Source organism: Pseudoalteromonas sp. S1610 (assembly GCF_005887465.1).
Lineage (GTDB): Bacteria > Pseudomonadota > Gammaproteobacteria > Enterobacterales > Alteromonadaceae > Pseudoalteromonas > Pseudoalteromonas undina.
Window position 1 is genome coordinate 120,689 of the sequence record NZ_PNDI01000002.1, and the last position, 22,427, is coordinate 143,115.

The 22,427-nt window shown below is 40.2% G+C and carries 21 protein-coding genes; 9 read left to right on the forward strand and 12 right to left on the reverse strand.

The annotated features are described in order from the left end of the window. Positions 1-15 precede the first annotated feature (15 nt). The gene (locus CWB77_RS01660) at positions 16-891 is read left to right on the forward strand and encodes a DMT family transporter (protein ID WP_138621022.1); all 876 of its coding nucleotides are present in this window, start codon (positions 16-18) and stop codon (positions 889-891) included. On the opposite strand, the gene CWB77_RS01665 is transcribed toward CWB77_RS01660, so the two are convergent. The 7 genes from CWB77_RS01665 to CWB77_RS01695 form a co-directional block, all read right to left on the reverse strand. Beyond that, positions 878-1,573 (reverse strand): M15 family metallopeptidase, encoded by a 696-nt coding sequence (locus CWB77_RS01665; protein WP_138621024.1) that lies wholly within the window; start codon positions 1,571-1,573, stop codon positions 878-880. The genes CWB77_RS01660 and CWB77_RS01665 overlap by 14 nt on opposite strands. Beyond that, positions 1,573-2,703, reverse strand: a complete 1,131-nt coding sequence (gene dapE / locus CWB77_RS01670; protein WP_138621025.1) for a succinyl-diaminopimelate desuccinylase — start codon at positions 2,701-2,703, stop codon at positions 1,573-1,575. Before dapE ends, CWB77_RS01665 begins: the two co-directional genes overlap by 1 nt. Next, the gene (locus CWB77_RS01675) at positions 2,703-3,047 is read right to left on the reverse strand and encodes an ArsC family reductase (RefSeq protein ID WP_138621027.1); all 345 of its coding nucleotides are present in this window, start codon (positions 3,045-3,047) and stop codon (positions 2,703-2,705) included. The genes dapE and CWB77_RS01675 overlap by 1 nt, the downstream gene beginning before the upstream one ends. Positions 3,048-3,051: 4 nt before the next feature. Then, on the reverse strand, positions 3,052-3,549 hold the full coding sequence (locus CWB77_RS01680; RefSeq protein ID WP_008110014.1) for a PTS glucose transporter subunit IIA: 498 nt from the start codon (positions 3,547-3,549) through the stop codon (positions 3,052-3,054). A 6-nt stretch (positions 3,550-3,555) separates the two neighbouring features. Next, entirely contained in the window at positions 3,556-3,939 is a 384-nt protein-coding gene (locus tag CWB77_RS01685) for an ACT domain-containing protein (RefSeq protein ID WP_010389757.1), read from the reverse strand. A 222-nt stretch (positions 3,940-4,161) separates the two neighbouring features. Beyond that, the gene (pta, locus tag CWB77_RS01690) at positions 4,162-6,315 is read right to left on the reverse strand and encodes a phosphate acetyltransferase (protein WP_138621029.1); all 2,154 of its coding nucleotides are present in this window, start codon (positions 6,313-6,315) and stop codon (positions 4,162-4,164) included. A gap of 1 nt (position 6,316) precedes the next feature. Further along, a complete protein-coding gene (locus tag CWB77_RS01695) occupies positions 6,317-7,531 on the reverse strand; it encodes an acetate kinase (protein ID WP_138621031.1) in 1,215 nt (404 codons plus the stop codon). Between the two features lie 263 nt (positions 7,532-7,794). On the opposite strand from CWB77_RS01695, the gene yfbV reads away from it, so the two are divergent. Beyond that, a complete protein-coding gene (yfbV, locus tag CWB77_RS01700) occupies positions 7,795-8,241 on the forward strand; it encodes a terminus macrodomain insulation protein YfbV (protein WP_138621033.1) in 447 nt (148 codons plus the stop codon). Here the strand turns inward: yfbV and rlmA are convergent. The 3 genes from rlmA to xthA are packed head-to-tail and all read right to left on the reverse strand — an operon-like array spanning position 8,225 to position 10,484. Further along, positions 8,225-9,028: a 23S rRNA (guanine(745)-N(1))-methyltransferase gene (rlmA, locus tag CWB77_RS01705; protein WP_109874744.1), complete on the reverse strand. Its 804-nt coding sequence runs from the start codon at positions 9,026-9,028 to the stop codon at positions 8,225-8,227. The genes yfbV and rlmA overlap by 17 nt on opposite strands. Further along, positions 9,025-9,672 carry an energy-coupling factor ABC transporter permease gene (locus CWB77_RS01710; RefSeq protein WP_138621035.1) on the reverse strand — a complete coding sequence of 216 codons (648 nt, stop codon included), beginning with the start codon at positions 9,670-9,672 and terminating at the stop codon, positions 9,025-9,027. Before CWB77_RS01710 ends, rlmA begins: the two co-directional genes overlap by 4 nt. A gap of 5 nt (positions 9,673-9,677) precedes the next feature. Then, on the reverse strand, positions 9,678-10,484 hold the full coding sequence (gene xthA / locus CWB77_RS01715) for an exodeoxyribonuclease III (protein ID WP_055011863.1): 807 nt from the start codon (positions 10,482-10,484) through the stop codon (positions 9,678-9,680). 240 nt (positions 10,485-10,724) lie between these two features. On the opposite strand from xthA, the gene CWB77_RS01720 reads away from it, so the two are divergent. The 4 genes from CWB77_RS01720 to rluB all read left to right on the forward strand — a co-directional run bounded on the left by CWB77_RS01720 (position 10,725) and on the right by rluB (position 13,489). Further along, positions 10,725-11,156: a hypothetical protein gene (locus tag CWB77_RS01720; RefSeq protein WP_010389773.1), complete on the forward strand. Its 432-nt coding sequence runs from the start codon at positions 10,725-10,727 to the stop codon at positions 11,154-11,156. A gap of 203 nt (positions 11,157-11,359) precedes the next feature. Beyond that, complete coding sequence (locus CWB77_RS01725; protein ID WP_138621037.1) at positions 11,360-11,881, forward strand: EF-hand domain-containing protein; 522 nt, start codon at positions 11,360-11,362, stop codon at positions 11,879-11,881. A gap of 151 nt (positions 11,882-12,032) precedes the next feature. After that, positions 12,033-12,623, forward strand: a complete 591-nt coding sequence (gene scpB / locus CWB77_RS01730) for an SMC-Scp complex subunit ScpB (RefSeq protein WP_008110002.1) — start codon at positions 12,033-12,035, stop codon at positions 12,621-12,623. Then, positions 12,620-13,489 carry a 23S rRNA pseudouridine(2605) synthase RluB gene (gene rluB / locus CWB77_RS01735; protein ID WP_008110001.1) on the forward strand — a complete coding sequence of 290 codons (870 nt, stop codon included), beginning with the start codon at positions 12,620-12,622 and terminating at the stop codon, positions 13,487-13,489. The genes scpB and rluB overlap by 4 nt, the downstream gene beginning before the upstream one ends. Positions 13,490-13,554: 65 nt before the next feature. Here the strand turns inward: rluB and CWB77_RS01740 are convergent, their stop codons facing one another. Beyond that, on the reverse strand, positions 13,555-14,301 hold the full coding sequence (locus tag CWB77_RS01740) for a YciK family oxidoreductase (RefSeq protein WP_138593935.1): 747 nt from the start codon (positions 14,299-14,301) through the stop codon (positions 13,555-13,557). Between the two features lie 207 nt (positions 14,302-14,508). Between CWB77_RS01740 and CWB77_RS01745 the strand changes: the two genes are divergently transcribed. Continuing rightward, entirely contained in the window at positions 14,509-16,947 is a 2,439-nt protein-coding gene (locus CWB77_RS01745; protein ID WP_138621039.1) for a VolA/Pla-1 family phospholipase, read from the forward strand. A gap of 100 nt (positions 16,948-17,047) precedes the next feature. Further along, complete coding sequence (gene sohB / locus CWB77_RS01750; protein ID WP_138621041.1) at positions 17,048-18,064, forward strand: protease SohB; 1,017 nt, start codon at positions 17,048-17,050, stop codon at positions 18,062-18,064. Between the two features lie 72 nt (positions 18,065-18,136). Here sohB and CWB77_RS01755 read toward each other — a convergent pair whose 3' ends face one another. Next, positions 18,137-19,468 (reverse strand): dicarboxylate/amino acid:cation symporter, encoded by a 1,332-nt coding sequence (locus tag CWB77_RS01755; protein WP_013464802.1) that lies wholly within the window; start codon positions 19,466-19,468, stop codon positions 18,137-18,139. Between the two features lie 185 nt (positions 19,469-19,653). On the opposite strand from CWB77_RS01755, the gene CWB77_RS01760 reads away from it, so the two are divergent. After that, a complete protein-coding gene (locus CWB77_RS01760; protein ID WP_138621043.1) occupies positions 19,654-22,356 on the forward strand; it encodes an Ig-like domain-containing protein in 2,703 nt (900 codons plus the stop codon). Positions 22,357-22,427 lie beyond the last annotated feature (71 nt).

Genomic DNA, 22,427 nt, shown 5'->3' on the forward strand with positions numbered 1-22,427 from the left:
ACGTTAGGAATTTATTTGAAAGCCACTCTGTTTACTATTATCGCGTTAGTTGCCTTTGCTGCCAATTCGTTATTGTGTCGCTTAGCATTAGCTCAAGGTTATATTGATGCGTGGAATTTCACTGTTATACGGCTTCTCAGCGGGGCAGTGTGTTTGGCTATTATTATGCTGATCTATACAAACCAATTAAATAAAAAAGCACAATTAAGTAGCTCCGTTATTAACGATATCGGAAGCTGGCGAAGCAGTGTGAGCTTGCTGATATATGCGCTGTGTTTTTCTATAGGTTATATAGAGCTAGATACCGGTATGGGCGCGCTTATTTTATTCTCCGCGGTGCAATTTACCATGATCGGCTGGGGCATCTATAAGCAAGAGCGCTTAACCGCTGTGCAATGGCTTGCATTTATTGTGGCGTTTGTGGCTTTTGTTTATTTAATGCTGCCTTCGCAAACAGCGCCACCGGTAATGGCGGCAGTATTAATGAGCATAAGTGGCGTGGCATGGGGAATATACAGTATTAGAGGCAAAGCGTGTGTGTCACCACTTAGGGCCACTACTTATAACTTTATTCGCAGCTTATTAGTGCTACCTATTTTAATTGTGGTGGGTATGAGCCAGCTTAAATATGTACGTATGGAAGGGGTGTTACTTGCAATAGCCTCAGGTGCCATCGCATCAGGCGTAGGTTATAGTATTTGGTATGTGGCTATGCCTTTATTAAAAAGCACGCATGCAGCTATAGTGCAGTTATGCGTGCCCGTTTTGGCAGCTATTGCAGGAGCGGTGTTTTTATCAGAAACCTTAACTGTGCAATTTATGCTCCCCAGCAGTATCATTTTACTGGCTGTATTGGTTTTTACGTTAAATAAAAAAACTAACACCGCTTAGCAGGTGGGCTCACATTAAGCACAAAGCGTTCATATAAAGCAGGTAAGTGGGTTAAAATAGCGTCTTTACCTAATAAATCACTCTCTTTAATGCAGTTGTGTAATACCTCAACTGACAGGTGCCTCATAAGCTGCTCTGATTGCGCAATGTGGCTAATATGCCAAAGTTCTGGGGCAACACCGCCTAAATCGTGCTGATAAGGCCGATAAAATCCAAATTCTGCTAGGTGGGTGTCTAGCCATTGACTCAGTTCGGCAAAAGGTCCGCCATGCTGATATTCATCGGGGGTTAGTTGCAACACATAATCGTTACTCACTGCGCCTTTATCAAAAATATCTAAGTCAGTGCCTAAATGATGGCGACTTGCCCCTGGCAGTGCAGAGTACAGCATTATGGCGGTACATTTTTCAATATCACTCAGTGAATTTAGTTCAACGGCTTGTTGCGCTTTATTTAACACCACGCGCTTATTTGAAAATTTAGCATTCCAAATAGCCGATTGACGATTAAAATCCCGAAAGCTTGATGCAATACATAAATCAAAGCCAGCGGATGCAGCCGCTGATTGCAGTGCAACAAAGTCGTTGACAATATTGGCATGCAAATAATGGTTTTGTATGGCGACTAGGTGTGCATCACTTTGTCCGGTGATGCATTGTATGAGTTCTTTATTTGCAGTCATTAAGTTAACAGTTGTTCTAATATTTGCTCGTAAATATCTGCCAGCGCGATCAGGTCATCTGTGCTAACACACTCATCAACTTTATGAATTGTGGCGTTACGTGGCCCCAGCTCGATTACTTTAGCGCCGGTTTGAGCAATAAAGCGGCCATCTGATGTCCCACCTGTTGTTTCTAAATTAGTGGTTAAGCCAGTTACTGATTTAATCGCAGCGACGGTAGCATCAACTAACGGACCGTGATCGGTTAAAAACGGTAGGCCATTTACAATCCAATTTAGTTCGTAATTCAAATTGTGTTTTTGTAAAATCGCGTTCACTTTTTGTTGCAGCTGCTGATGAGTAACTTCGGTGCTAAACCTAAAGTTAAATTGTACTTCAAGCTCACCGGGTATCACATTACCGGCACCTGTGCCGCCATTAATATTAGAGATTTGAAAGCTGGTGGCTGGAAAAAAGTCATTACCCATATCCCACACAGTTTGGCTTAACTCGGTTAAAGCTGGCGTGGCTAAGTGAATTGGGTTTTGTGCTAAATGTGGATACGCAACATGACCTTGCACGCCTTTTATAGTTAAAAACCCCGTTAGTGAACCACGGCGGCCATTTTTAACCACATCACCGAGTACATCGCGCGATGAAGGCTCACCAACAAGGCACATATCTATTTTTTCACCGCGCTCTTCTAAAGTATCTATTACGCGGGTAGTGCCGTTGATAAAAGGACCTTCTTCATCTGAGGTAATTAAAAACGAGATAGAGCCTTTATGATCAGGATGCTTGGTTACAAAACGCTCTGTGGCTACAACCATAGCTGCCAGTGAGCCTTTCATATCGGCAGCGCCACGACCATGTAATAAACCGTCTTCAATTAGCCCAGCAAAAGGCGGGTGCTGCCAGTTTTTTTCAGGCCCAGTGGGCACCACATCAGTATGACCGGCAAAACAAAAGTGGGGCGATTGGGTCCCTTTACGTGCCCATGTGTTTAGGGTATCGGTAAAAAATAGCGATTCAATATCAAAGCCAATAGCGCTTAGGCGTTCATTCATCATATGTTGGCAGCCTGCATCTTCAGGGGTAACGGATTCACGCTGAATTAAAGCTTGAGCTAGAGTAATTACTGGGTGAGACATTATTTAAAGATCTCATCGTATTGGGCTGCTTTAAAGCCTAAGTGGTACTGCCCGTTATTAACAAGTACAGGGCGTTTAATCATTGCAGGTTGTTCAACCAATAAATCGATAGCAGTTTGCTTAGTTAAACTTTGCTTTTGCTCATCAGGCAAGGCTCTGTATGTTGTGCCACGTTTATTAACAAGTTGCTCCCAGTCAATATGCTCTGCAAAATCGCTGACCATACTGTGATTAACGCCGTCTTTACGATAGTCATGAAAAGTGAATGCGATGTCATTATCGCTTAAGTATTTTTTTGCTTTTTTAATAGTGTCGCAGTTGCTAATGCCATAGAGAGTGATCATAAATCTACTTCTTTTTGATAATAGTTAATAAGGTATCTACACCAGCATTGACCTGCGGGTGAGAATAATGAAAAGTGCCTAAGTCGTGGCCATTGAGTATGATAAGGCTAGCTAAAATAGGCGCATCGAGTTCACGCAAATCAAAGTAAGCGAGGCGCTGTCCTTTGGTTATTTTGCTGCCATTAAGCTGAGCAATATGAGTATGCGTGAGAGTTTGAGAATCAGGCACGGCTAAGTTTATTAATACTTTTAAGCCATTTTTAGCTTTTAGAATAAATTCGCACCCGCCGCTTTTAACTTGCAATAAAGTGCCATTAAATGGCGCTAACACTTTATGGCTGGTTAAGCTGACAATAATCCCTGGCCCCAAAGTTCCAAAGCGGAAAAAAGCTTCAGGATGCGCGTCCATCTGCATAACTTTGCCACTGAATGGGCTAGTTATTTGTATCGCGCTTCGGCCAATTTTATTTTTAGTTAAATAGCTAACGTCTTCAGATTTCATTATTAATTAAGTTACCACATTGTAGCCATCGGCTCTAAGAGCAGCCATCGCTTTGTTGACTGTTTGCTTTTTTACTAAGATATAGTCGGTGTCATAGGTTGAAATTGAAAAAATTGACACGCCAGCTCTTGCTAATACTCCTGAAATATTTGCCATAATACCGGTTAACGAAAACCCTAAGGGGCCAATTACTTCTAATGCTTGCCAATTCGATTCTGTATCTTGGCTATCAATTATAAAGTCATCAGGGCAAACGACCGAGAGTTCATCGTGCGTTTTTGAAATAAAAAATAATGGTTGCTTTAACAGGGCAGGAGGGATGTCGGCATCAAGCGCTAAACTATGAATTGATAAAACAGTGCTGTGTAATTGTAGTGTTTGTTTTGACATAAAACCCATCCCTAGCAGCAAGATAATAGCTTTATAGTATAGAGTATTGAATCTAAGTTAAAGGCCCAAACTGAGCCGTTGTTAAAGTTTTTATTAATTAAAAAATAATTGTCCACAATTTCTGTGGATAAGCTTGGGGGTTGTAAGGTATAAATAGCCTAACCTATTAATAAGTAATTAAAAAATGGCTAGGCTATAAAAAGGACATGTTAGTTAAAGGGGTTAATTAAGTGCCTCAGCTTGCGCTGCTTGAATGGCAGTTAAAGCAATGGTATATACTATGTCGTCAACTAATGCGCCACGGCTTAAGTCGTTAACTGGTTTACGCATCCCTTGCAGCATCGGACCGATACTGATCAAATCAGCGCTTCGTTGTACCGCTTTATAGGTGGTGTTGCCAGTATTTAAATCAGGGAATATAAACACTGTTGCTTTACCTGCAACAGGGCTGTTAGGTGCCTTTTTAATCGCTACACTTTCCATAATCGCTGCATCATACTGTAATGGGCCATCTATAATTAAATCAGGGCGCTTTTGCTGGGCAAGCTTAGTTGCCGCTCGCACTTTTTCTACATCAGCCCCACTGCCTGAATCACCGGTGCTGTAACTTATCATGGCTACACGAGGTTCAATACCAAATGCTGCTGCTGAATCGGCAGATTGAATTGCAATGTCGGCTAGTTGTTCAGCATTAGGATCGGGATTAATAGCACAATCACCATAAACCAAAACCTGATCAGGCAATAGCATAAAGAATACAGAAGACACTAATGATGAACCTGGCGCGGTTTTGATTAACTGTAGCGGTGGGCGAATGGTATTGGCAGTGGTGTTTACCGCACCCGATACCAGACCATCGACTTTACCTTGCTCTAGCATCATGGTGCCAAGTACTACGTGATCTTGTAGTTGCTCTTTGGCTATTACGTCAGTAAGGCCTTTATTTTTACGGATTTCCACCATAGGTGCTACGTAATCATTTATGATACTGCTTGGCTCAATTACGGTTACATGCTCGTTAAGCTCAATGCCTTGCTGCTCGGCTATACGTAGTATTTCATCACGATCACCTAATAAAATTGTTTTAGCAATGCCACGCTGGCCACAAATAGCGGCTGCTTTAATGGTTCTAGGTTCGTTACCTTCAGGCAATACAATTGTTTTTTCGGCTTTACGAGCTTTTTCAGTTAATAAATACCTAAAGGCAGGAGGGGATAGTTTTCGGGTTTTCCCCACACTTTTAGCTAAGCTGTCTAACCAATCAGAATCTATATACTCTGCGTTATGATCTTTTACCTTTTCAATGCGCTGTTCATCATCGCTTGGCACTTCTAGGTTAAAGTTATGCAGCAATAATGAGGTGCGCCAAGTGTCGCCTTCGGTTGCTAAAATAGGCAGCCCTGTTTGCATGGCTTGTTCGCACAGCGCCATGATGCGCGGCTCAGGCTCAAAGCCACCGGTGAGCAAAATAGCGCCTAGTTTAGTACCATTCATGGCAGACAAGCAGGCTGCAACCAATATATCTGAACGATCGCCTGGGGTGACCAATAACGCACCTGGGGTAAAATAATTTAGAATATTTGATACCGTGCGGGCGCAAAAAGTAATGCGTCTTAGTCGACGATGCACCATGTCGCCTTCGTTAATAATAGTGGCTTTTAAATAGGCACTTAAATCTTTAACGCGCGGCGCTACCAGCTCAAAATCCCACGGAATGGCACCAAGTAACATAAAAGGATTTTTTCTAAAAATAGGTAAAGAGGCCAGACGGTTAAGCTCGTTATCCAGTGCTTCTGGCTTGTAAGTATCGACTAAATCAGCGCGAGCGCGACCTTCTTCATCTAGAGGGGCATTTACTTTATTGAAAATACAACCCAGCACACGAGGGTGATCTATGCCACCGTAATTTCCAGCAGCAATTTCAAGGCGATCTTCAATCTGGGTAATACTGTAATTCCCAGGGGTAAGCACAAATACGATATCGGCCCCTAAGGTTTGTGCAATTTCACGGTTTATGCGTCCCGCATAAGGTTGGCGTCGAGTAGGCACCATTCCTTCTATTATAGCCACTTCGTCATCGTTGATCTTACTTTGAAAACGCTCAACAATTTCCTCTAATAAGTCGTCACCTTTACCATCACCAATCATTTGCTCTGCGTAATCGAGTGCAAACGGTGTTGGCGGCTTAATTGGTGAGCCTTGAGTGACAATTTGGGTCGATTTTTCAGGGCCAGTTTCACCTGCACGCGGCTGGGCGATAGGTTTGAAAAAATTAACCTTAACCGTCTTTTGTTCCAGCGCTCTTACTAAACCAACTGATACTGAGGTTAAACCTACCCCTGTAGAGATAGGAACCAACATAATACGACGAGCCATATTATAACTCCTTGGTGATGTTTGCGGCGTCGAGTGCAATAACCCATTCTTCGTTGGTAGGCATAACCACCGCTTTGCTTGTTGAATTTGCAGCGCTAATTAATCCAGCTTGGCCAAACCGTGCATCAAGGTTTGCTTGAGGGTCTAAATTGATACCTAAAAAGGCTAACTGTGTAAGTACTTTTTCGCGAATAATATCGGAATTCTCGCCAATCCCACCGGTAAAAATAAGCGCATCTAATTTTTGCAGCGGTACCATGTAGGCAGCTATTTGTTTTGCTAAGCGGTAGCAAAACATATCAAGTGCCAGCATGGCTTGCGAGTTGCCAGCAATGGCAGCCTCTTCAATAGTACGGCAATCGTTTGATAGCTCGCTTATTCCTAATAAGCCACTTTTTTGATTTAGCAGGTCATCAATTTGCTGTGCGGTGTAATCAAGTTGGGTCGTTAAAAAGTTAAATAGCCCTGGGTCAATGTCGCCACAACGGGTACCCATCACAAGTCCTTCAAGCGGGGTTAAGCCCATGCTAGTGTCGACACTTTTACCGTTTTTAATCGCACACACAGAGCAGCCATTGCCTAAGTGGGCGCTAATAAAGTTACTTTCTTCAACAGGTAAAGACAACATTTTAGCGGTTTGACCTGCTACATAAAAATGGCTAGTGCCATGAAATCCATAGCGTCTAACCCCAAAGTCGTTATAAAGCTTATAAGGAAGGGCATACAAATAAGCAACCTCATCCATAGTTTGATGAAATGCGGTATCAAACACAGCTATTTGTGGTAAATCTTTAAATGATGCTTGTGCTGATGAAATACCTAGTAAATTAGCGTGACCATGTAATGGGGCCAGTGTGGCTGCTTGGGTAATACCTGCAATGACGTTTTCGTCAATTAAAACTGATTGGGTAAAGTGCTCACCGCCATGTACAACACGATGACCCACTGCCACTAATTGCTCGTCGAGGTTGTGATCTTTTATCAAATCAACCAGCGTATCAATTGCATGGGCATGTGCCTGGTTAGCAGCAAGCTTAATAGTGGTTTTTTCTCCCTTAAACTTATATTTAATTGAGGGAGCATCATCACCTAGGCGCTCAGCTAAACCTGATATGATGTCGTTTCCTGTGTTTGCATCAATAATCGCAAACTTTAGACTTGAGCTTCCACAATTGAGTACCAAAACGTGGTTTGGATTATTTGGGAGTGTTGGCATAGATTCATTTTCCATTTAAGTATTAATCAGTACACTTGGTTGATGTATAAGCCTTTGTGGCTTAAATAAGTGTAGACTAAAGTGTAGTAGACTTTATTAAAAGGGCTTTGTGAAATTCTTTCGATAATTTATGCTTTTTGTGAGTTTTACTAATGAAATTGAGCATTTTTACCGATAAAGTGAAAGCAGCGATAATTGTGTTACACTTTTATAAGTATTACGTTTGTTTAAGTGTTACAAACCGTGACTATGAGGATTTATTAATGCAAAAAAGTGTGATGTCGCAAGTTCAATTAGGGCGTTCTTATGCTAAAACATGGCCAATGCGAAAAGAGGTTGCGCCATTATTTGCAGAATTTAAAGTGATCAGAGCCACAGAGCTTGCGATTACAGTTATGCCAATATTAGCCATGCTGACCCTGTTTTTTCAGATTAATTATTTAGGCTCGGATTTTCTGCCCCAAGCGATTGCCAGTAGTCTGTTTTTTATCTCGTTGCCATTACAAGGGCTTTTATGGTTGGGTAAACGTGCGCAAACTGAATTAGAGCCTGCTATGCAGCAATGGTATAACGAGTTATTTGCAAAAATGGTTGCTAACGGTTACGTCGCGCAAATGGGAAAAAACAAGCCCCGCTATTTGGAGCTTGCCGAATTACTAAAAGATATGTTCGATAAAATGGATAAAACGTTTACTAAAGAGCAGTTTTAGTAAATTGCGTAATGTAAAATGACAATGTGACGCTATGCTGTTGTTTTTGCTCAAGTGCTTGCCAATGTTCTGGTCTAAACTTCCACGCAAATGGCGTCATCATAATTAAGTTCTTAACATCGTTAAATGTAAGCGATACCTGCTCTGTGATTAATTGTTGCGATGTATTTTCAAAGCCCGCAGGTGCTGCTATTCCAGTGTGTTCGTTTACGTTGCTATAAATATAATCTTTTAGTTCTTTCAAATGAGTTGGGCCTGGGCTTGCCACAATTAAGCAACCATTATCTTTGACCAGACGTGCAAGTTCACTGTCAAATAAAGGCGCAAATACACTAACCAAAACGTCAGCAAGGTGATCATCAAAAGGCGCTTGGCTAATTGAGGCAACACTAAAATGGCATTGTTTGTAACGTTTTGCCGCATATTTTACTGCCGACTTTGATATATCCACACCGTATACGCTAGCCTGGCTGTTGTTAGCAATAGCATGAGTATAAAACCCTTCACCACACCCCAAATCAATTACTATTTCAGCATTAAGTGGCTTTACCATATTGGCTAAAGCAGTTTGTAAAAAGCCATAATAACCTTGTTCTAAAAATGAGCGCCTAGCTTGCACCATTTCCAACGAATCGCCAGGCTGTTTAGAGTTTTTGTTTTGCACAGGGAGTAAGTTTACGTAGCCTTCTTTAGCAAAATCGAAGCTGTGATTGTTATCGCATCGTAATGTTTTATCATTAAGTGCTAGTGGCTGTTTACAAATAGGGCAATGGTAATGAAGACTCATGAGCCTAAATAGTCCTTATCAAAAAAAGTTTTTACCCAATGTGGGCGATAGGTGATCAGTACAGTGATTGCCATACCGTTTAGCATAGCTTCAGGAAAGGCCAAAATAGGACTTAGGTAAATATAATTCTCGCTCAGCTGATGCCAACTATATTCACCTATTGTGTAATAAAAAGCGCCACCGAGTATAATGTTAATAAAGGCAACGACACCCGCTGTTAAAAAGCTACAAACAAATATATAGATAAAAAAATGCCGTGCTAAATAGTGATAACACACAATAAAAACTAAATAGCTGAATAACACCGGTATAAACGCACTAATGATGAGTTTTAACGCGACTAATTCAGGTGTTATTTGTCCAAAAGCAGTTAAAAGCGCTGTTGCGAGTACACAACTTAATATAGCAAGACGCCAACCTAATGTTAGGGTAACTGCGGTAATGCCTAAAATATGCAGATCGAGACCGGGTAAAATACCGGCCTTTATACGCCATAACAAAGCGAGTACCAGTGCACAGGCAAACACACCTGATTGTCTTGCTGGGGTATTAAATAAATTACTGTATGTTGATTTGTTAACGCTTAAAAAGCCGATAACGATGACAACAATCCACAGTAACCCTTGCAACTGCACGCTTAACATAATTATTAACTAAACTCTGACCAAATAGGCGCATGATCTGATGGTTTATCGATAGCGCGCAATTCATAATCTATGCCTGTGTCGATACAGCGAGCTGCTAAATCATGCGTTGCTAGTACCACATCAATTCGTAGGCCGCGGTTATCAACAAATCCTTTTGAACGATAGTCAAACCAAGAATATTGGTCGTTAATTTCTGGGTTTTGTTCTCTAAAGGTGTCTTTAAAACCCCAATTTAATAAGGTAGCAAGCCATTCACGCTCAACAGGTTGAAATGAACATTTACCCGTTTTTAACCACCGTTTTGCATTTACCTCGCCAATGCCAATATCTAAATCGGTTGGTGAGATATTAATGTCACCCATAACAATTACATCTTGATCAGGGGTGAAATGGCCATTCAGATGGGTCATTAGATCTTTATAAAATTGACGTTTGTAGGGGAACTTAGTTTCGTGATTAATGTTATCGCCTTGTGGGAAATAGCCATTCATTACATGTAAGTCGCGGCCATTCTCTTGTTCTACAGTGACGCTAATCATACGCTTTTGCGAGTCATCGGTGTCAGTAGTGAAGCCTTTTAATACCGATTTAGGCTCTTTTTTGCATAACATTGCCACGCCGTAATGCGCTTTTTGCCCATGAAAATAAACGTGGTAACCCATCTTTTGTACATCGTCTAGCGGAAACGCTTCATCATGTACCTTGATCTCTTGAAGACCAATAATATCTGGCTGGTGTTTATCAATAATAGCTTGTAACTGGTGTAGTCGAGCACGCAGACCATTGATATTAAAAGAAATCACTTTCATAAAGTTAACCTTCAAATTTATTTTTTCTATTCGTCAAATTGTATCAGCATTTAGAGCGACATAACATGACTGAAATGAGAAAATAACTGCACAATTGTTGATCAATTACTGTTTAATGTTTAAACATTGTAAATGCATTATTAAATAATAAAATAAATAAAATATTCAATTGATATGTTAAAAGTTGTCTATATAATGCGCAAAAATCGTTTGTTTAACTCGTTCAAATAGGACTACATGATGAAAACTCAATTACTTTTAGCTGCCTCTCTTTTTGTTTCTGTTACCGCTTCTGCACAAAGCAATGCGTATTACAGCAAAGACAATAAATTAGAGTCAAACTTATGCGTAGTAAGCGCCAATGAAGGTTTTTCAGCTGCACGTAAAATGGCAGCAAAGCATGGTATATACTTATCTCGTTATTCAAAAAGTATCCTATGTAACGGTCAAGACATTCGCGATATTGCAAAACAACAAACTGCAGCACAGCCTGCAGCATCAAAAGTTGAAGTATTTGCAAAAGATTCACATCAAGAAACACAGTTATGTATAACTGCATTAAAGCAAGGCTTACAACCAGTGCGTAAGCAAATTGGTAACTTAAACACATTAAAGTGTAATGGCCAAAACGTAACTGATTTTGTGAAGCGTTACCAAAACGCTGCAATCTAAATTACTGTATTTAATATATAAAAAGCTCGGTTTTTACCGAGCTTTTTTTTGTAAAAATTACCTATGTAGTTTGGAAAAATTGCATTATTGAATATCGCAATAGAAGTTTTTTTTGTTTAATTGTCTGATTTTAATGGTTTATTTTTTTTGGCATCGTATTTGTATCACTAGAATTGAAATTTATTAATACAAGGATACGTCTGATGAAAAAATTAACGATAGCTTCTACTGTTTTAGCCGCATTGAGTTTAGCAGCTTGTTCTTCAAATCAAGGTTTAGAAAAAATCGACAGTGATTTTGCAAGCTTAGATAACGACAGCGATGGCTTTATTTCTAAAACAGAAGCCGACGATGATAGTATTTGGCAGCACTTTTCAAACATAGATACAAATATGGATAATCAAATAAGCCGTAATGAATATGATGCTTATATGCAGCTAAATGCTGGAAAAGTTGCTACAGATAGTGAAGTGAGTGAGTCTGCATTTAAAGCTGATATTGCTAAGTTTGATAAAATAGAAAATGATTTTAAAAGCTTAGATAATGATAGCAATGGTTTTATTTCAGTTACTGAAGCTGATGACGATGATATATCAAATCATTTTGGTTACATGGATCGTAATAAAGATAAACAAATAAGCAAAAAAGAGTTCAACAGCTATATTCAAAAGCATGGTGATTCTGTTGCAGAGGATGATGCACTTGAGCAATTTAACAACAGTTAAATTACGTTACTGAATGTACTTGATATCAAGCCAGTGTTTTTCACTGGCTTTTTTATGCCTATGAAACGTTATTTTGTTAATATATTTTCCTAGTTTGTGATTGTTCTGTCATAATAGATGGCTGTGTGTTTTTATTAACTTAAGAGTGATTATGGTAGGTCGGCGAATTAGTGATGAACAATTAATTGAAATCATTGAAGCGGCGATTTTTGTGGCAGATAAGCCCGTATCAAAACGTCATCTTAAGGACACGGTTTTAAACGATTTAGCAATTTCTATGGCGCGCATTAACGATGCTGTAGAGGCAATTCAAGTTCATTATCAAACCCGAGGTATACGCTTAGTTGAGGTAGGCAGTGGGTATCGTTTTCAAGCGTGTAGCAGTTTAAGCCCATGGTTGAGTAATTTATGGCAAGAACGCGCTCCTAAGTATTCGCGAGCTTTACTCGAAACCTTGTCGCTAATTGCATATAAACAACCTATTACCCGTGGTGAAATTGAGCAAGTACGGGGCGTAGCAACAGGCTCAAATATTATTAAAACTCTGCTTGAAAGAGAGTGGGTTAAAGTAGTTGGGCATAAAGAAGTACCTGGGAAACCGGCACTTTATGCAACGACTAAACAATTTTTAGATTATTTTTCAATAACCGGACTTCATGATTTACCTGCATTGCCAGAGCAACAGCAAAGTAAAATTACCCAGTTATTAAGTGATCCTTCTGTGAGAGAACCATCCAAATGAGTATACAAGGTGAAAAGTTACAAAAAGTCCTAGCCCGCGCAGGTGTAGGTTCACGCCGCGAAATGGAAAAATACATTGACGCTAATCGTGTGAGTGTAAACGGTAAAGTAGCTAAGTTAGGCGACAGGGTTGAAGAAACCGATTTAATTCGTGTTGACGGCCACACTGTTAAAATTGAAGAAAAAGCTGACAGAATTTGCCGCGTAATTATGTACAACAAACCAGAGGGCGAACTAAGTACTCGTAAAGATCCAGAAGGTCGTCGTACTGTATTCGACCGTTTGCCACGTATAGATGGCGATCGTTGGATAGCGGTAGGGCGATTAGATGTGAATACTTCAGGGTTGATGCTTTTTACCAATGATGGTGAATTAGCAAATCGCTTAATGCACCCGAGCTACGAAGTTGAACGCGAATATTCAGCTCGTGTATTTGGTGAAGTGACTGACGAAACAATGAAAAACTTACTTCGCGGTGTAGAACTTGAAGATGGTCCGGCTAAATTTACCGGTATTAAGCCTATGGGCGGTGAAGGCATTAACCGCTGGTACAACGTAACTCTTAACGAAGGTCGTAATCGTGAAGTTCGTCGTTTATGGCAATCACAAGATGTGGAAGTGTCACGTCTAATTCGTATACGTTACGGTAAATTAGAGCTTGATAAGCGTGTACCACAAGGTGGTTGGATTGAGTACGATTTAGACACAGTTAACTATTTACGTAAAACAGTTAAACTTGGTAAAGAAACGCAAACTAAGCTGTCGGTTATCCCTGAAAAACGTAAAGATAAACGCGCGAAAATAAATCAAATTCGTAAGGCGGTTAAAAAGCATAATCAACGTGTAAAACCGACTAAACGTAAGTAATTACGTTACTAATAAAACAATAAAGCCGCTTTTCATAGCGGCTTTTTTACGTTTAAAACTAAATATTATTTTTTAACCTGTGCGTCTAACGATTGGCCATTGATATCTTTTGAGTCGTCGCTCATTAAATACAGATAAGTTGGCATTAAATCTTCAGGTGTCGCAAGTAAATCACGATCCTCACCTGGGAATGCACTTGCACGCATTGATGTACGGGTTGCGCCTGGGTTAATACAGTTAACACGGATTGGCGTTTTTTCAACTTCACACGCCCATGTTTGCATCATACCTTCTACTGCAAATTTAGAAATTGCATAAGGTCCCCAAAACTCTCTTCCTTTACGACCGACACCCGATGAGGTAAATACCACTGAGGCACTTTTTGATTTACGCATGACAGGGAATAGCGCTTTAGTGATCATCGCTTGTGCGGTGACGTTTACTTTCATCACATTTTCGAATGTTGATGAACAAAAATGCTCTAACGGCCCTAAAGTACCTAAAATACCCGCGTTATTTAATAGTCCATCAAGGCGGCCAAATTGACTTTCGATTGTTGCGGCTAAATCTCGATAGTTCTGTTTAGTTGCACCTTTTAAGTCCATAGGCACAATCGCTGGCTGTGGATAGCCTGCATTGACGATTTCGTCATACACACATTCTAGTTTATTAGTTGTTTTCCCTAATAAAATAACGGTTGCACCATGTTTAGCATAGGTAATAGCTGCGACACGGCCGATACCATCACCTGCGCCTGTGATCAAAATTACTTTGTCTTTAAGTGCGTTTTCAGTTGCTTGATAGGTATGCATAAAAGTACCAATGTTTAAATTTTTTTTGATTTTAACATAGCAAATCGACAAGTAATCGAATTTATTACAAATTTAGGTGGCGAAACTAGAAAGTTTACGTTAAGTTTAACTGGTCTAATGTCTCATTAATATACTGGCTACATTATTTTAACTTAATTACACTGACTATAAACACACTATAAAAATAAGATTTGTGCGGAGAACACTATGAAAAAAATGCTACTCTCGCTCTCAGTTGCAGCTGCATTAGCAGGCTGTGGCGGCGGAGAAACGTTAGAAGATGTTAAAAACGATTCGGTTACAGTTATTCCAAAAGCTACGGTAAAGTTTGACCCTGCAAATGGTGTAATTTCGGTTCCTAATGATTTATTGATGAGTGGTACGCTTGATGGCACACTCAATATTCCTGGGGAATTAAATGACGAGAATGTTTCTATCTCTCGAGCTGAATATGCAGATCCGCAACTAGCAATAGGCGCACTTGATGGCTGGTCTACTCAAGTACCATTCAAAATTGATCTAACCTTTCCACCGGGCATTAGCCTTGATCAAACGTCTGCAGCTTCACCAGGCTCTGTACGTATTTTTGAAGTGATCATGGGTGCAAGCTTAACTGATGCCGAATGTTCGCAAGCCCCAGCCGGTGCAGCATGTAAATTAGTAGGCGAATTGACCTTTGGCGTGGATTTTGTAACCCAGGCTTCTGGTGATGCAGTAGCTATTGTCCCACTTAAGCCTTTTAAAGCCGGTAGTTCATACATTAATGTATTAACAACTGGACTGAAAGATTCGGAAGGTCGCTCCATTGAACCATCTTCAACATATGCCACTGTTAAACAAGAAGCGCCTTTAGTAACGCCATCACAACTTGCGCTGCAAGGAGCTGTGAATAGTTATGAAAACGTAGTAGTAAGCTCTGGTGATATTACAAAAGACGATATTATTTTTTCTGCTGCCATGACAATGCAATCAGCAGGCCCAGTGCTTGGCACGATTAAAAAGGTTTTAGCAGCAAGCTTAACAGAGCCAACAATTCCAACGCCTGCGTTGCAAATTCCAACTCAGCCTATGGCTAACGTACAACAAGCTTTTGCATTGCAGGGGGTGACTGTACCTGACGTGTTCCAAGCTGCGCAATATCAAAAAGGCAGCATTCAATTACCTATGTATTTAGGCACGCCTGAAGGTAAAGAGATCAGTGATTTAAACGATACTTACTGGCAAGGTATGTGTGATAGTGCTGTCGCTATTTTAGGCTATAAAGCGCAAGCTGGTGAAGCGTTCCCAACCGATCCTATTAGCACTAACGATGCAATGTGTGCTGCTTTAAGTGATGGACAGCTTCGTGATTTAGGTCTTGATAGCACTAAACACTTAACTAAATATAACTCACTTCCTAAAGTGCAAAGTATGGCTAATGTGCCAGTGCAAATTACTAAACCTATATTACCCGTTGTTAATAATATAAGAACAACACAGCTAAATTTACCTGCTATTAATATGCCAGCAGGTGGTTGGCCAGTAGTGATTATGCAACACGGTATAACCACACAAAAAGAAAGCATGTTAACACTAACAGCGCAGCTTTCACTGCAAGGGTTTGCCACAGTTGCAATTGATCACCCTCGTCATGGCGAGCGTGGTGTAGACGTTGATTTAGACGGTAACGATGACTTTAACGCAACTTCGGGAAAAGGCTCTGTACTTAGTTACATGAACTTGAATTCGTTATTGGTAGCTAGAGATAGCTTGCGTCAGTCAAGTGCTGACTTACTTGGTTTACGTTTAGGCTTAAACTTCAGTGGTGATAGTTCACTAAATTCCACTGATGTATCTTACATTGGCCATTCACTGGGCTCAATTGTAGCACCTGCATTTATCGCACAAGCGAATAGCCCATTGGTCGACCAAGTAGATCCATTGTTTAAGGTTAACGCTGTAGCATTAGCAAGTGGCGGCGGCGGTATTGCTAGCTTCTTGTTAGAATCAGCAGCGTTTGGTCCATTTATTCAAGGCTCTGTACTTTCTAAAGCTGGAACTGCTGAATCGATAGAGTTTAAGGCATTCAGAGATGGCCCCGCTGTTTCTAACTGTGGTGAGTCAGCGCAAACGCAAGCAAGTATCTCATGTGGCTTTACTGAGTTTGCAAAAGCACTAACGATGGCGGGAGAAACTGATAAACTTGCTAATATCAAGGGCGTGATGACGCAGTTTGTATTTGCAGCTCAAACAGCATTAGATAGTGGCGACCCAACCAACTATGCAGCAACGGTTAAAGCACTAGAAACACCTGTATACATGAACGTAGTGGTAGGTGATGGCACAGATAATAACAAGCCAGATCAAGTTATTCCGCCGATGACTGCCAATAACCCAATTGCAGGTACTGTCCCTTTGGCTAACTTTATGGGGTTAGACACGGTGAGTACCACTCAAGCGCCAACAGAAATGGGCTCTAGCTATTTAGTTAAATTTAATACCGGCCATCATGGGTCAATATTAACGCCAGCACAAGATGAAGGTGAGTCGTCTACAGTTGCGGGTAGTGCAGCTGCGAATGCTGAAATGCAATTGCAGGTTGCTACTTACCTAGCTTCAAGAGGGCGCCTTTTAATGGTGCAAAACACTGAGGTTGTGACGAATTAATAATCAACCATTCAATTAAGTACTAAAAGCCACTGTATAGTGGCTTTTTTTTATTTTAAAGCATGCTAAATTGACTGAAATTTATAAACGGAGAACACAGTTGGAATTTTTATACGAGTACGGTTTGTTTTTTGCTAAAACCATTACCTTTGTTATTGCTATCGCTGTCATTTTGACCTTAATTGTAAGCTCGGCTGTTAAGCCAAAAGCAAAAAAAGGTGAGGTAGAAATAGATGACTTATCAGAGCAGCTTACTAATATAAAAGAAAGCTTTTTAAATAATACGCTAGGTAAAAAAGCGCTAAAAGCCTATCAAAAGCAACAAAAAATAGAGCAAAAAAAAGCTGAAAAAGAAGAGCCTAAATCACGACTCTATGTTATTGACTTTAACGGAAGCATGGATGCACATGAAGTAGAGAGTTTACGCGAAGAAGTGACTGCGATTATTTCAATCGCGGACCCTAAAAAGGACAAAGTGTTAGTTCGTCTTGAAAGTGGTGGCGGCGTTGTGCATGGCTATGGTTTAGCTGCATCACAACTACAACGTTTTAAGTCAGCTGGTATTGAGTTAACCGTATCAATAGACAAAGTCGCTGCCAGTGGTGGCTACATGATGGCTTGTGTGGCTGATCATATTATTGCAGCGCCGTTCGCAATTGTTGGCTCTATTGGTGTTATTGCACAAATTCCAAACTTTAATAAAATATTAAAGAAGAACGATGTTGATTTTGAACAAATTACGGCGGGCGAATTTAAACGTACGCTAACGTTATTTGGTGAAAATACCGATAAAGCCCGTGAAAAGTTTCGTGAAGAGATAGAGCAAACTCATGCATTGTTTAAAACGTTTGTAAGCACACAGCGTCCCAGTTTGAACATGGACTTAGTGGCAACGGGTGAACATTGGTTTGCAACCCAAGCAATTGAAAAAGGGTTGGTTGATACTATTAAAACCAGTGATGATGCATTGTTAGAGCAGCAACATCAGCATCAAATATACAAGGTTCAATACAAAATTAAAAAAGGTTTAAGTGATAAGCTTGCAATAGGGCTTAGCCATGGAGTGAATAAAGCAGGTGTAAGTTTAATGTCAAAATTTAAGGCGTTAAATCCCTAATAACAAAACTCAATAAAAAAGCCTTGTTACTTAAAGTAGCAAGGCTTTTTTTATAACTAACAAGAGAAGCGGTTAGTCAATTGACTTGTGATAGTCTTCTAAGTCTTTAGCTGCATTAGGGTCATTGAAGATACTTTCATCTAGCTCACCCTCACTTTTAGCAACTACACAGGTTACCATACAGTCACCTGTTACATTTACTGCGGTACGGGTCATATCAAGTAGTCTATCAACACCTATTATAATTGCGATGCCTTCAACCGGTAGGCCTACTTGGTTTAGTACCATAGCCAGCATAATTAAGCCAACACCAGGAACACCCGCCGTGCCAACCGAGGCAAGCGTTGCTGTTAGTATTACCATTAAGTAATCAGAAATAGTTAAATCAACACTAAATACTTGAGCAATAAATACCGTAGCCACACCCTGCATAATTGCAGTGCCATCCATATTAATGGTTGCGCCTAATGGAATAGTAAATGAGGCCACTGAGTTATTAGCGCCTAGCTTCTTAGTTGCAGTCTCAAGTGTGATAGGCATAGTTGCGCTTGAACTTGAGGTACTAAAAGCAAATAAACAGGTGTGTTTCATTTTAGCTAAGAAAGTGAGCGGGTTTAGGCCTGTAAGTATTTTTAGCAGTAGGGTGTAGTTTACGAATGCATGCAATAACAGGGCTAAAACAACGACGCCAAAGTACTTAGCTAAGCTTACAATTAAGTTAAGCTCGATAGTAGTAAATAACTTAGCCATTAAGAAGAATACGCCGTAAGGGGCAATATTCATTAACAAAGTAACTAGTTTTAAGATAACCGTGTTTAAGTCTTCAAATACCGTTGCTACACGTTTACCTGCTTTACCGCTAAGCGCCATTGCAATACCAAATAATAAAGCAAATACAATAACTTGTAGCATATTACCTTTTGCCATTGCTTCAAAAGGATTGGTAGGGAACATATCAATAATAACGCGAGCTAAAGTTGGCGCTTCTTTTGCGTCGTAGCTTGCTTGAGAAGGAAGCCCAATCCCTTCACCTGGATTAAATAGTAACGCCAGTGTAATTGCCACTGTAATAGCTATCGCTGTGGTAACCAAATATAGGCCAATCGACTTTCCACCTAAACGGCCTAATTTTTTAGGATCGCTTAAACTACAAGTACCACACACAAGCGATACAAATACGAGGGGAACAACTAGCATTTTTAAACTAGCTATAAATATTTGCCCACCTACATGAAAAAGGCCATCAACAAAAAAGGCTTTAATTGGCAAAGAGAATAACCCAAGAGGGATTAGGTAATCGTCTTCACCAGCTAATATAGCCTGAAATATAAAGCCTACTGCAACACCAAGCACCATACCAATCATGATGCGAGTAGTTAAACTCATTGAACGGATTTTAGACATATTTCCAATCTATTTTTTATAAATTTGGCATAGACTAACAGCATGTAATTTTTTTTACAGGAAAAACGTCAACTTTTTAAAAATTTTTATCGCAAAAAGAAGTAAAAATCTGAGATTTTAGACTAAGTTATAAGTTAACATTAAGTAAATAAGTTTAACTTAGTAATAGCGCATTGGAGAAACATATGCCTTTAACCCGTTTGCTTAGCATTATATTGCTCAGCTCATTACTCATTGCTTGTGGCGGTGGTGGCTCACTTGAGAAAGAGACAGGAACCGTTGGTGGGGATACTGGAGGCGACAATGCCGTACTAGATACCCAAGTTGAACTTAATTTTGAAGATCGAATCGTTACCGCTAACAATCCGCTTGAGGTCGTTGCGACTGTAACTGACAGTGATGGACAGCCTGTTGTTCGTCAAGAAGTTAGTTTTACTACAACACTTGGCTCTTTCATACCTGCTACAGCAAGCGCATTAACAAATACAAGTGGTGTTGCAACTATTGAGCTCAGTGCAGGCAGTGTTGAAGGAGCAGGAACTATTGTTGCCAGCTACGAAGGCTCCACAAGTAAGCTCGGTTTTTATACCGCAGGTGATGAGCCGCAATCTAATGACTCTGCTGCAAATATTGACATTAAAATCTTACAAAACTGTCCTGATAGTTGGTTAAATATTGATAGAGATTCTACAGAACTTGATCCATCTGATTGTTCACAAAATAGCAACTTACTTGGGCAACAAGCGATTGTTTATGCAAAAATCACAAAACCTGGTAGTAATACGCCAGCCAGTAATGTACTGGTTCAAGCGACAACAACACTAGGAATTTTACTACCAGAAAGCTTAACAGCTAAAACTGATGCGTTTGGTGTGGCTATTTTGAATTTATTGCCTGGCAGTAGCTCAGGTGTTGGTCAAGTTGAATTAACCGCACAGGGCGGAATTGCGAGTGCTTTATTTGAAATTAACGCTGTTCAAGTCAATGTAAATTTAAGCGCAGGTATTGCTACCGGAGATGTGCTATCTGCAGGTTCTACCACGATCATTACAGCTGAGATCGTAGATGGTAGTAATAATGTATTTACTACTCCGCTGGAAGTGCAATTCACTTCTGCTTGCGCAGAAGAATCCACTCCTAGGGCCACTATCGATAATGTGGTAACGAGTATTGGTGGTACGGCAAGTGCAACTTATAAAGCTGATGGCTGTAATGGTATAGATACGATTACCGCGACTGTTGTTACTGGCGGCAATGTTGCAACAAAAACTATAAACATAAATGTAGCTGCAGCTCAAACTGGCTCAATTGCGTTTATGGGGGCGACTAATCAAGTGTTAGCTATTAAAGGAGCAGGTGGTCAAACCTTGACCGAGAATTCAGAACTCACCTTTAAGCTTTTAGATGTAAATGGAAATCCAGTGGGTCAAAAGCAAATTGATTTTGCACTTTCACAAAACCCTGGAGGGGCTCTATTAGACAGCGCATTTCAATTTACTGATAATGAAGGATTAGTCACTGTAAATATCCGTTCAGGAAAAGCTGCTGGTATTTTATCTGTTATTGCTTCACATCAAATTGATAGTGGAGATACTTCACAAAATAGTGTGATCTCTATTGTCTCTAATGATATTACTATTACGACAGGTGTGCCAGATCAAGATAGTTTTACGCTTGCAGTGCAAACCTTTAATACCGAGTCATTAAACGAAGCAGGAGTAACTACAGACTTAACCGTATTTGCAGCCGATCATTTTAATAATTTTGTACCAGATAACACGGCAATTTATATTGCCAGTGAAGGTGGTGCAGTTGGCACTATTGATGATGAACAATTTACACCTTTATTACTTTGTCGCACCACAGACGGTGTGTGTAAAGCGCAGTGGCGTAGCCAAAATCCAGTCCCATATCATTACAGCATTTATAATAATTCTGTTGCAGATAAATGCGACCGTTATTTTGGACAATCAGCACCTTGTACTTTAGGTATTAGAGAGTCACAACTAGACGCAAATGGTAACTTAATTAATTATCTAGATAGCAATGGCGATCCAATTGCGCTAACTGATGCACCTAATAACGCGCCAATTGATTATCCACTTGGTGGGCGTGTTAGTTTACTTGCTTATTCTGTGGGTGAAGAGTCATTTAATGATGTATCTGCCAACGGTGAGTTTAATCAAAACGAGTTTGACTCAACTTTACAAGATTTACCTGAAGCCTTTATAGATTTTAACGAAAATGGAGTGTTTGATGGGAATTTACCAGCCCCAACAGACCCTGTTGATTCTAATGGTGGTGAAGATGAGTGGTATGTGGAACGCTCAGGCCCATTAAATAATGGCCTGTATGATAGTGGTGATGGTATATACAATGGCTTGTTATGTAGTGATGAGGCCCTTGCTGCAAATGCGTGTACTCGTGAAACAGTTAATGTACGCGCTCGTTCAGAGTTAGTTATGTCAGGTAGTACACCTTACATTAGAGCTGTAACGGCTTTAAATGACTGTAGTTTAAGTGACGGTATTCGCTTAGAAGCTTCTGATATGGAAGGTATGTGCGACATAAATCTTATTGATATCAGCGACTCAACGCCCTACAGTGCGATTTCAGTGACTATTTTCTTCAGCGATATTCATAACAATCCACTGCCTGCGGGCACTACAGTGAGCGTCACTGCCGACAATGGTGTATTAAGAGGGTTAACAGATTACACCGTGGTTAATACAGCACAAAAAACGCCAATCTCTGTTTCAGTTAATATTACTAAAGAGGCTGAGCCAAATGATGTTGATTCTGGGTTTTTATACATTGAGTTTGAAACGCCAGGAGGTGTGAAAACCCAATATACCGTGATGTCGATTTTAGACGAACCTAAGGTTTAAAATATGTGAAGGATAAAAAATGCCAACCAATAAGGTTGGCATTTTTGTTTCTATTCTATATATTCCACATC